Origin of the sequence: Acidocella sp. MX-AZ02, assembly GCF_000306035.1 — a bacterium.
Classification (GTDB): domain Bacteria; phylum Pseudomonadota; class Alphaproteobacteria; order Acetobacterales; family Acetobacteraceae; genus Acidocella; species Acidocella facilis.
Map to the genome: position 1 here is coordinate 391,743 of NZ_JH976208.1, position 10,166 is coordinate 401,908.

General features: G+C 64.7%; 10 protein-coding genes. 9 read left to right on the top strand and 1 reads right to left on the bottom strand.

Annotated features, from left to right (window positions below; translation table 11 throughout):
* The coding region (locus tag MXAZACID_RS10120; protein WP_008494220.1) for a LysR family transcriptional regulator at positions 1-936 on the bottom strand (936 nt) is incomplete at its 3' end.
* A 116-nt stretch (positions 937-1,052) separates the two neighbouring features.
* Between MXAZACID_RS10120 and MXAZACID_RS10125 the strand changes: the two genes are divergently transcribed.
* The 9 genes from MXAZACID_RS10125 to MXAZACID_RS20125 all read left to right on the top strand — a co-directional run.
* A complete protein-coding gene (locus MXAZACID_RS10125) occupies positions 1,053-2,210 on the top strand; it encodes an iron-containing alcohol dehydrogenase (RefSeq protein WP_039885166.1) in 1,158 nt (385 codons plus the stop codon).
* Between the two features lie 129 nt (positions 2,211-2,339).
* Positions 2,340-3,593 (top strand): ABC transporter substrate-binding protein, encoded by a 1,254-nt coding sequence (locus MXAZACID_RS10130; protein WP_008494223.1) that lies wholly within the window; start codon positions 2,340-2,342, stop codon positions 3,591-3,593.
* A gap of 109 nt (positions 3,594-3,702) precedes the next feature.
* Positions 3,703-4,572: a branched-chain amino acid ABC transporter permease gene (locus MXAZACID_RS10135; protein ID WP_008494224.1), complete on the top strand. Its 870-nt coding sequence runs from the start codon at positions 3,703-3,705 to the stop codon at positions 4,570-4,572.
* Positions 4,569-5,546 carry a branched-chain amino acid ABC transporter permease gene (locus tag MXAZACID_RS10140; RefSeq protein WP_008494225.1) on the top strand — a complete coding sequence of 326 codons (978 nt, stop codon included), beginning with the start codon at positions 4,569-4,571 and terminating at the stop codon, positions 5,544-5,546. Before MXAZACID_RS10135 ends, MXAZACID_RS10140 begins: the two co-directional genes overlap by 4 nt.
* Positions 5,543-6,307: an ABC transporter ATP-binding protein gene (locus MXAZACID_RS10145; RefSeq protein WP_008494226.1), complete on the top strand. Its 765-nt coding sequence runs from the start codon at positions 5,543-5,545 to the stop codon at positions 6,305-6,307. Before MXAZACID_RS10140 ends, MXAZACID_RS10145 begins: the two co-directional genes overlap by 4 nt.
* Positions 6,304-7,014 carry an ABC transporter ATP-binding protein gene (locus MXAZACID_RS10150; RefSeq protein WP_008494227.1) on the top strand — a complete coding sequence of 237 codons (711 nt, stop codon included), beginning with the start codon at positions 6,304-6,306 and terminating at the stop codon, positions 7,012-7,014. The genes MXAZACID_RS10145 and MXAZACID_RS10150 overlap by 4 nt, the downstream gene beginning before the upstream one ends.
* Before the next feature lie 85 nt (positions 7,015-7,099).
* On the top strand, positions 7,100-8,587 hold the full coding sequence (locus MXAZACID_RS10155; RefSeq protein ID WP_205619802.1) for an FAD-linked oxidase C-terminal domain-containing protein: 1,488 nt from the start codon (positions 7,100-7,102) through the stop codon (positions 8,585-8,587).
* 2 nt (positions 8,588-8,589) lie between these two features.
* A complete protein-coding gene (locus tag MXAZACID_RS10160) occupies positions 8,590-9,708 on the top strand; it encodes an FAD-binding protein (RefSeq protein WP_008494229.1) in 1,119 nt (372 codons plus the stop codon).
* A partial coding sequence (locus MXAZACID_RS20125) for a 4Fe-4S dicluster domain-containing protein (protein WP_008494231.1) occupies positions 9,698-10,166 on the top strand: 469 nt, incomplete at its 3' end. The genes MXAZACID_RS10160 and MXAZACID_RS20125, both read left to right, overlap by 11 nt.

Here is a 10,166-nt window from a genome sequence, read left to right on the forward strand (position 1 = left end):
GCTAGAACCGGTTTTCGGTGCGGCCGCCAGCAGGTCGTTGCCTAAAAACAGAGGCGCGGCATTTTTGATTTCCTGGCGGATGAAGGCCAGCGCCAGCTTCACCGGCATGCTGTGGACGAGGTCCGCATGTACCATCGCCCAGTAGCTGCGTTGCAGATGCAGCGTCTGCGCCAGTACCGCCACCAGCTCCGGCCGGCTTTGCGCCACATAGCCGGGCAGCAGGCAAAGCTGCTGGCCGGCACAGGCGGCTTCCAGCTGCGCGTGAATGCTCGAACATTGCAGGCGCGCGCGCAGGCTCGGTTCCAGCTCGGTCAGATAATCCAGCCCGCGGGTGAAAATCAGCTCATCGATATAGAACGCGAAATCATGCCCGCGCAAATCCTGCGCGCTGCGGATCGGCTTGTGCGCGTTCAGATAATCCTTCGTCCCGAACACGAATAAACGGTAATCGGTGAGCTTCTCCGAGACCAGCTTGCGCGACTCCGGCGGGGTGAGGGTGATCAGGATATCCGTATCCCGGCGCGACATCGAGACCACTTGCTGGATGGTCAGCAGCTCCACCGCCAGCCTTGGATGGGCGGCGGCAAAGCGCGCCAGCCGCCCGGCCAGGAAGAAATTGCCGATGCCCTCCAGCGCGCTGATCTTCACCGCCCCGCTGGCGCTGATCTGGCCGCCGCCCAGCCGCTCCTCCAGCTGGCCGGCCTCTATCTCAATGCGTCCGGCCTGTTCCAGCAGCGCCTCGCCCTGGCGGGTGAGGGAATAGCCGCGGGCATTGCGCACGAACAGGGACACGCCCAAGGCCGCCTCCAGCGCGCTGATCCGCCTGGCCACCGTCGCGTGGTCCGCCGCCAGCATCCGCCCGGCCTGGGAAATGGTGCCGCTGCGCGCCACGGCGAGGAAATAGCGCAGATCGTTCCAGTCGAACCCCGGTCTCATATGTGCAATTCCGCACAGTTGATGGTTGATATTTCCTGTATTCCTGCGGAAGCTGTCAAGGCTAAGGTGATGCTCAAATCCGGCCCGTCAGAGGCAAAGGTGAGAAGGGAGACATAATGTCAGCAATCATGCTTCCGCGCGTGGTGCGCATCGGTGGCGGCGCTCTGGCCGAAACCGGCGAGGCGCTGCTGCAACTCGGCCTCACGCGCCCGGCCATCATCACTGACAAATTCCTGCTGCAAAGTGGTATGGTTGAGCGGCTGCAGGATGTTCTTGGCAAATCCGGCCTGCATGCCTCGGTGTTTTCGGACACCGTTCCTGACCCGACCAGCGATTGCGTCGCCGCCGCGTCCGCGTTCGTGCGCGAAGCGGGGGCGGATTGCGTCATCGGTTTTGGCGGCGGCAGCCCGATCGACACCGCCAAGGCCGCCGCCATTCTGGCGCCGCGCCCGGGCACGATGCGGGCGTTGAAGGCCCCGCATCAGGAGATGACTCCCGGCCTGCCGATCATCGCCATCCCCACCACGGCGGGCACCGGCTCCGAGGCGACGCGCTTCACCATCGTCACCGATACCGCAACCGATGAGAAAATGCTCTGTCCGGGCCTGGCTTATTTGCCGACGCTCGCCATCGTCGATTACGAACTGACGCTGACCATGCCCAAGCGCCTGACCGCCGATACCGGGATCGACGCGCTGACCCATGCGATCGAGGCTTATGTTTCGCGGCTGGCCAACCCGTTTTCGGATTCGATGGCGATCGCCGCCATGCAGGCGATCTGGCGTGGCCTGCGCACCGCCTATCACGAACCCGGCAACCGCGCCGCGCGCGAGCAGGTGATGTTGGGCGCGATGCAGGCGGGGATGGCGTTTTCCAATGCCTCGGTCTGCCTGGTGCATGGCATGAGCCGGCCGATCGGCGCGCATTTTCATGTCGCGCACGGGCTTTCCAACGCGATGCTGCTGCCCGCCATCACGCGCTGGTCGATCGAGGGCAATGTCGCGCGCTATGCGGATTGCGCCCGGGCCATGGGCATCGCCCCGGCCAGTGCCGCGGATGCGCCGGCGGCGGCAGCGCTGGTGGAGGCGTTGCGGGGGCTGAATGAGGATTTGGCGGTTCCCAGCCCGAAAGATTACGGGCTCGATGCGGCGCGCTGGAGGCAGCTGCTGCCATTGATGGCTGAGCAGGCGCTGGCCTCCGGCTCGCCGGGCAACAACCCGCGCGTGCCTGAGGCCGCCGAAATTGTAGCACTTTATCAAGATGTGTGGGGCTGATGCGGTTTTCGCGCGGATCCGCGCAAAGGATTGTTGACATTAACGCAACGGCGAAGGAATATCTCCTAAAAATTCGACGAACTTAACAAAAATTTCGCGGCTAACCGAAATAAATGAGGAAATAACAAGATGGTCTTCAAAAATACCGCCTCTTTGAATCGTCGTGGCTTGCTGAAGGCTGGCGCTGCCGCCTCCGCCTCAAGCCTGATTCTTCCTGAAGTCAGCTGGGCCCAGAGTGAATCGCCGGTGAAGATCGGCAATATCGATCCGCGCACTGGCACCTATGCCGCCCTGGGCGAGAATCAGATTCGCGGCGCCACCATGGCCGTGGATGAGATCAACAAGAAGGGTGGCATTCTCGGCCGCCCGGTGCAGCTGCTGGTGGAAGATTCGCAAGGCCTGCCCGGCCCGGCCGTCAGCAAGGCGCAGAAAATGGTCAGTCAGGATAAGGTGGATTTCCTGATGGGGTCGGTGAACTCTGCTGTTTCCGCCTCGCTGGCGCAATTCTCCAGCCAGCATAACCTGCTTTACATCGACACTGGCGGCCATGCCGATCCGATCACTGGCAAGAACTGCACCTGGAATACTTTCCGCACCTGTTCCACCACCTGGCTGGAAACCGCCGCGGACTTCGATCTGCTCTATCAGAAATTCGGCAAGAAATGGTTTTTCATCACGCCGGACTATGCTTTCGGCCATTCGCTGCATGATGATTATGTCGCGCAGCTGACCAAGGCCGGCGGTGTGTCGCTAGGCAACGCGCTGGCACCTTTGGGCACCACGGATTTCTCCTCCTACCTGATCCAGGCGCGGGCCGCGAAGCCGGACGTGCTGATCTGCCTGCAGGCGGGCGACGATCTGGTGAATGTGCTGAAGCAGGCTGTGCAGTTCGGCATGAACACGCAGATGACCATTGCCGGCGCGCAGCAGGAGCTGGAAGTTCTGGAGGCGCTGCCACCGGCGGCGCGGCTCGGCTGGTGGACGTTCGAGTGGTACTGGAACCAGCCCGGCGTCGCGCATCTGGAAGATTTCGTCGCCGCGCATAAAGCGAAATATAACGGCAAGGTGCCGACCGCGCGCACCTGGTTCGGCTATGCCTCGGCGCATGCCATCGCGTTGGCGGCGAACCAGGCGAAGTCGCTGGATGCGCTGAAGGTTGTGCGGGCGCTGGAAGGGCTGGTGCTGCCGCCGGAAGTCGCGCTGCAGCCGGGCAAGTGCTATTACCGGGCGGAGGATCATCAGATGATCGCCAACATGTTCCCCGGCAACGTGCCCAACGGCGCCACCTATCCCAACCTGTTCAACGTGGCGCAGACCGTGCCGAGCGGGACGATCGCGAAATCCCCGGCCGAGGCCGGTTGCAAGCTCGTCTATCCGAGCTGAGCCTTGGCGTGACCGCAAGGGAGCCGGCGTGGGGATGCCGGCTCCCTTTTCCGTTATGCACGGTTGCAATGAAAAGCTGCGCCGCGTGGCGCTTTAAGGGCGAAACACCGTGGAATCACTGATTATGTACAGCGCGTTCAACGGGCTGATCGTCGGCATCTTCTACGCGCTGATGGCGCTGGGGCTGTCGCTGATCCTGGGCTTGAACGGCGTCATCAATTTCGCGCACGGCACCTTCATGGCGCTGGGCGGCTATCTGGCTTTCACCATCGAGCCTTATGTCGGGTTCTGGGGGAGTCTCATCCTGGCGCCGTTCGGGGCGGTGGTGCTCGGCCTGCTGGTCGAACGGATTTTGATCCGTCCGCTTTATGGGCGCGATCCTTTGTTCTCGCTGCTGCTCACCTTCGGGCTGGCGATGATCATGGAGGATCTGATCCGCACCATCTGGGGCTCGGTCGGGCAGCCCTTCGTGCTACCCAATTATCTGAACACCCCGCTGTCCGCCTCGCTGTTTTTCCTCACCGGCTATCGGCTGGTGTTGATCGCGATCACCATTCTGGTCACCGGCGCGCTGTTCGCGGTGCTGCGTTATACGCGCATCGGCATCCGCATCCGCGCCGGCAATGCGGATCTGGAGACGATCTCGGCGATGGGGGTGAATATCTTCTTCCTGCGCGCTGCGAATTTCGGCATCGGCATTTTCCTCGCCGGGCTGGCGGGGATTCTCGCGGCGGGGCAGCTCGGGCTTTCGCCCTCGATCGGCTCCTCGCTGATCATGCCGTCTTTCGTGGCGATCATCGTCGGCGGTGTCGGCAGCTTGATCGGCTCCGTGCTGGGCGGGCTGATCATCGGCATCGCCTCGGGCATCACCGCGGCGTTTTTCCCCGTCGCGCAGGAGGTGGTGATCTATGTGATCATGGCTGTTGTGCTGGTCCTCAGGCCGCGTGGCCTGCTCGGTCAGGAAGGATTGTTTGAATGAGCGCCTCCATCGAAACCAAACCGGCGGCGGCGCAAGGCTCCGCGCGCATGCTGGTGGCGGCCGGCATCTGGGTGCTGCTGCTGCTGGTGCCGCTCTGGCTGCCGGCTCTGGGTGGCTATACGGATCTCGCCACACGCGCGCTGATCTACGCCATCGCCGCCTCCGGGCTGAATCTCGTGCTCGGCTATACCGGCGGGCTTTCCTTTGGCCATGCCGCCTATTTCGGGCTGGGCGCCTACGGGGCGGGGCTGTGCCTGATCTATATCGCGCCCTCGCTGCCGCTGGCGATTCTGGCGGGCACGGTGCTGGGCGGCATCGCCGGCATTCTGGTCGGGCCGATGGCGATGAAGCGCAAGGGCATCTATTTCGCGATGATCACCATCGCCTTCGGGCAGATGTTCTATTTCATCGCGGTGCGCTGGAATGCGCTGACCGGCGGTGAGGATGGGCTGACCGGCTTCTCGCGCGTGCCGCTGCATCTGGGCGGGCATGCGATCCACATGGGGCCGGTGCGGTTTTATTATCTGGTGCTGGCCTTGTTCGCGGTGGTGATGCTGGTGCTCTGGCAGATTTTGCGCTCGCCGCTCGGCCATAGCTTCGTGGCGGTGCGCGAGAACACCACCAGGCTGCGCTTTCTAGGCGTTGCGGTGGATAAGCAGATCTGGGTGGCGTTCGCGATTTCCACCTTCATCACCGCGCTCGCGGGGGCGCTGAATGCGCTGCTCACCGGCTTTGCCTCGCCGGATAATCTCGGCTGGCAGCTTTCGGGCTCCTTCGTCGTCATCTGCGTGCTGGGCGGGATGCGCTCTTACTGGGGGCCGTTCCTGGGGGCGATCATCTTCATCGTCGCGCAGGATTATCTCTCCAGCGTGACGCAGAACTGGATGAGCTTCATCGGTCTGATCTTCGTGCTGGCGGTGTTGTTCTTCCCGCAAGGTCTGCTGGGCTTCATCAAGGGGAGGGCGCGGTCATGAGCTTCCTGACATTGGATGGCGTCGGCCGCCGCTTCGGCGCGGTGCAGGCGCTGAAGGGGATTTCGCTGTCGGTGGAGAAAGGCGAGCTGCGCGCCATCATCGGGCCGAACGGGGCGGGCAAGACCACCTTGTTCAACCTGATTTCCGGCTACTTCCCGCCCAGCGAAGGCAGCATCAAGTTCGATGGCCAGCCGATCCTTGCGGTCTCGCCGAACGCGCTGGTGCGCCGGGGGATCATCCGCACCTTCCAGATCACCCAGGTGTTTCTCTCGCTCAGCGTCTATGAAAATCTGCGCGTGGCGGTGGAGACGGCGATGGGGTTGCAGCTGCGGCCCTGGATCTCGCGCAATGTTCGCAACCAGGTCGAGGCGAAGGTGGAGGAGCTGGCGGCGATCACCCGGATCGGCCCGAAGATGGACCGGATCGTCGGCGAGATGTCGCATGGGGATCAGCGCGTCGTCGAGGTTGGCATCGCGCTGTCGCGGCATCCGAAGCTGCTGCTGCTGGATGAACCGACGGCGGGGATGGGTGATGAGGAAACCAACCACATGACCGATCTGATCCGCCGGCTGAACAAGGAGCAAGGCATCACCATCCTGTTCGTCGAGCATGATATGGCGATCGTGTTCGGCATCGCGGACCGGATTACCGTGCTGGATAACGGCACCATGCTGGCGGAGGGCACGGCCAGGGAGATTTCCGAAAATCCCCGCGTGCAATCGGCCTATCTCGGCAATGCGCTGGAGGAGAACGCGGCATGAGCGCGGTTCTGGAAATCGATGGTGTGCACACCTATTACGGCAAGAGCCATATTCTGCACGGCGTGTCGCTGAAGGTGGAGGAGGGCGAGCTGGTGGCGCTGCTGGGCCGCAATGGCGCTGGCAAAACCACCACCATGCGCAGCGTGATGAGCCTCACGCCGCCAAAAGCCGGCAGTGTGAAACTGTTCGGGCGTGACCTCACCCGCGCCTCGCCGCATAAGATCGCGGTCTCCGGCGTCGGCTATGTGCCGGAGGGGCGCAAGATTTTCGGCCATATGAGCGTGCATGAAAATCTGCAGGTGCCGCCGGAGATCAGCGGGCCGTGGAATATTGAGACGGTGTATGAGCTGTTTCCCCGGCTGTTCGAGCGCCGCGCCAGCAAGGGCGGGCGGCTTTCGGGCGGCGAGCAGGAGATGCTGGCGATTGCCCGCGCGCTGCTGCTGAACCCGAAGCTGCTGATTTTGGACGAGCCGAGCCAGGGTCTGGCGCCGGTGATCGTGCAGGAGGTGATGCGCACCATCGCGCGGATGAAGAAGGAGGGCATGTCGGTGCTGCTGGTCGAGCAGAACGCCATGCTGGCCTTGCAGCTGGCGGACCGCGCCTATGTGCTGGCCGATGGCGAGATGGTTTATTCCGGCGATGCGGCGACGCTGAAAGCCGACAAGGCCAGGATGGAAAGCCTGGCCGGCGTCAGCCATGCGGCCTGACCAATTGCTCTTGCCCTGAGGGGCGGATCCGGCGTGAAATAGGCTGGAGCCGCGATAAAGACAGCAAGAGAGTTCGAGGATGTCCCTGCAAATGCCTCTGCCGGACCAGCGTGTGCTGGCCCGGCGCGACGAGATCATCAAGGCGCTGCGCCAGATCGTCCCCGGCGAAGGGGTGATCGACGCGCCGCATGAGCTGCGGCCTTATGAATCGGACGGCCTCACCGCCTACCGGCAGCCGCCGATGGTGGTGGTGCTGCCGGAGACGGTGGAGCAGGTGGCGGCGGTGCTGCGCTACTGCAAAGGGCAGAATATCAAGGTGGTGCCGCGCGGCTCCGGCACCTCGCTCTCCGGCGGGGCGCTGCCGCTGGCGGACGCCGTGCTGCTCGGCATGGGGCGGTTCAAGAAAATCCTTGAAATTGACTATGAGGATCGGCTGGCGGTGGTGCAGCCCGGGGTCACCAACCTCGCCATCACCAAGGCGGTGGAGGGCGAAGGGTTTTATTATGCGCCGGATCCGTCCAGCCAGATCGCCTGTTCCATCGGCGGCAATGTCGCGGAGAATTCCGGCGGGGTGCATTGCCTGAAATACGGTCTCACCACCAATAACGTGTTGGGCGTGCAGCTTGTGACGATGGAGGGAGAGATTTTGCGCTTCGGCGGCAAGGCGCTGGAGGCGCCGGGGCTGGATCTGCTCGGCATCATCGTCGGCTCCGAGGGGCTGCTGGGGGTGGTGACGGAGGTGACGGTGCGGATTTTGCCGAAGCCGGAGACCGCGAAGGCGCTGCTGATCGGCTTTCCCAGCGTGGAAGCCGCCGGGCAATGCGTGGCGGATACGATCGCCGCGGGGATCATCCCGGCCGGGATGGAGATGATGGACAAGCCCGCCATCCATGCCGCCGAGGCCTTCGTGCAGGTCGGTTATCCGCTGGATGTGGAGGCGCTGCTGATCGTCGAGCTGGATGGGCCGGAGGCGGAATGCAGCCATCTGATCCAGGAGGTCGAGGCGATTGCGCGGGCCAACCAGGCGGGGATGATCCGCATCTCCCGCGATGAGGCGGAGCGGCTGGCCTTCTGGGCCGGGCGCAAGGCGGCGTTTCCGGCGGTGGGGCGGATTTCGCCGGATTATTACTGCATGGATGGCACCATCCCGCGCGCCAAGCTGCCGGTGGTGCTGCGGCGGATGAACGCGCTCTCCGAACAATATGGGCTGGGGGTGGCGAATGTGTTCCATGCCGGGGACGGCAATCTGCATCCTTTGATCCTGTACGATGCCAACAAGCCCGGCGAGCTGGAGCGGGCGGAGGAATTTGGCGCGGATATTCTGCGCTTGTGCGTCGAGGTGGGCGGGGTGCTCACCGGCGAGCATGGGGTGGGGGTGGAGAAGCGGGATCTGATGCCGGCGATGTTCTCCGAGGGTGATCTGCGCCAGCAGCAGCGGCTGAAATGCGCGTTTGACCCTGAGCTGCTGCTCAATCCGGGGAAAGTGTTCCCGAGCCTGCATCGCTGTGCGGAGCTGGGGCGGATGCATGTGCATCGCGGTGCCGTGCCGTTTCCCGAACTGCCAAGGTTCTGAGCATGAAGCCCCAAAATACCAAAGAGGTTGGCGAGATCATCGGCCAGGCGCTGGCGGGCGGTGAGAAGCTGGAGGTTATCGGCGGCGGCACGCGGGCGGGGATCGGCGCGCCGCGCGAGGTCCCGAGGCTCTGCCTGGCCGGGCTTTCGGGCATTCTGGAATATGACCCGGCGGAGCTGGTGCTCACCGCCCGCGCCGGCACGCCTCTGGCCGAGATCGAGGCGGCTGTGGCTGAACGCGGGCAGGGGCTGGCGTTTGAGCCTTATGGCGCGGCCGGGTCCACGATTGGCGGGGTGCTGGCGGCCGGGGTGGCGGGCGCGCGCCGGGTCTCCGCCGGCGGGGCCAGGGATCATCTGCTTGGGTTCGAGGCGGTGTCCGGCCGGGGGGAGATATTCCGGGCCGGGGCGAAAGTGGTGAAGAATGTTACCGGCTATGATCTGCCGAAGCTGCTCTGCGGCTCCTGGGGGCGGTTGGCGGCGCTGACGGAGGTGACGCTGAAAGTGCTGCCCCGGGCGCCGGAGCGCGTGACTTTGTGCTGGCGCGGGCTGGCGGATGAGCCGGCCTTCGCGCTGATGCGCGCGGCCTTGCGCGCGCCCTGCGATGTGGCGGCGGCGGCGCATCTGCCCGGCGAGGCGACGATGTTGCGGCTGGATGGCGTCGGCCCGTCGATCGCGGCGCGGCGTGACTATCTGGGTGCGGCGCTGGCGGCCTATGGGCCGCCTGAGGCGCTGGACGATGCGGCGCCGCTCTGGGCGCGTGTGCAAGGCGGGGCGGGGCTGACGACCGAGGCACCGCTATGGCGGCTCAGCCTGCCGCCACGCGCCGCGCTGGGGGCTATCGCGCCGCTGCTGGCGGCGGGCGGGGCCTGGTTGGCGGATTGGGCGGGCGGGCTGATCTGGCTGGCGCCGGAGGGGCATGAGGCGCTCATCCGTGAAGCGGCGGACGCGGCGGGCGGCCATGCCACGCTCATGCGTGCCCCGGCGGAAATACGTGCCCGCATTCCGGCGCTGCATCCCCAGGCGCCGGGGGTGGAGGCGCTCTCGCGGCGGGTGCGGCGCGGCTTTGATCCGATGGGGATCTTCGAGACCAACCGCTTTCTGGACGAGGCCGATGCAGACTGATTTCTCCCCCGCCCAGCTCGCCGACAAGGACATCGCCGCCTCCGAGGCGATCATCCGCAAATGCGTGCATTGCGGCTTCTGCACCGCCACCTGCCCGACCTATGTGCTCGGCGGCAATGAGCTGGATAGCCCGCGCGGGCGGATCTATCTGATCAAGGACATGCTGGAGAATGAGCGTGTGCCGGGGCCGGAGGTGGTCAAGCATGTGGATCGCTGCCTCTCCTGCCTGGCCTGCATGACCACCTGCCCCTCGGGGGTGAATTACATGCATCTGGTGGACCATGCCCGCGCCTATGTCGAGACGCATTATCGCCGGCCTTTGGCGGAGCGCGTGTTGCGGGCGGTGGTGGCTTCGGTGCTGCCTTACCCGAAGCGCTTTCGGGCGGCGTTGCGCCTGGCCGGGCTGGCGCGGCCGCTGGCGGGATTGCTGCAGGGCATCCGCCCGCTGCGCCCGGCGG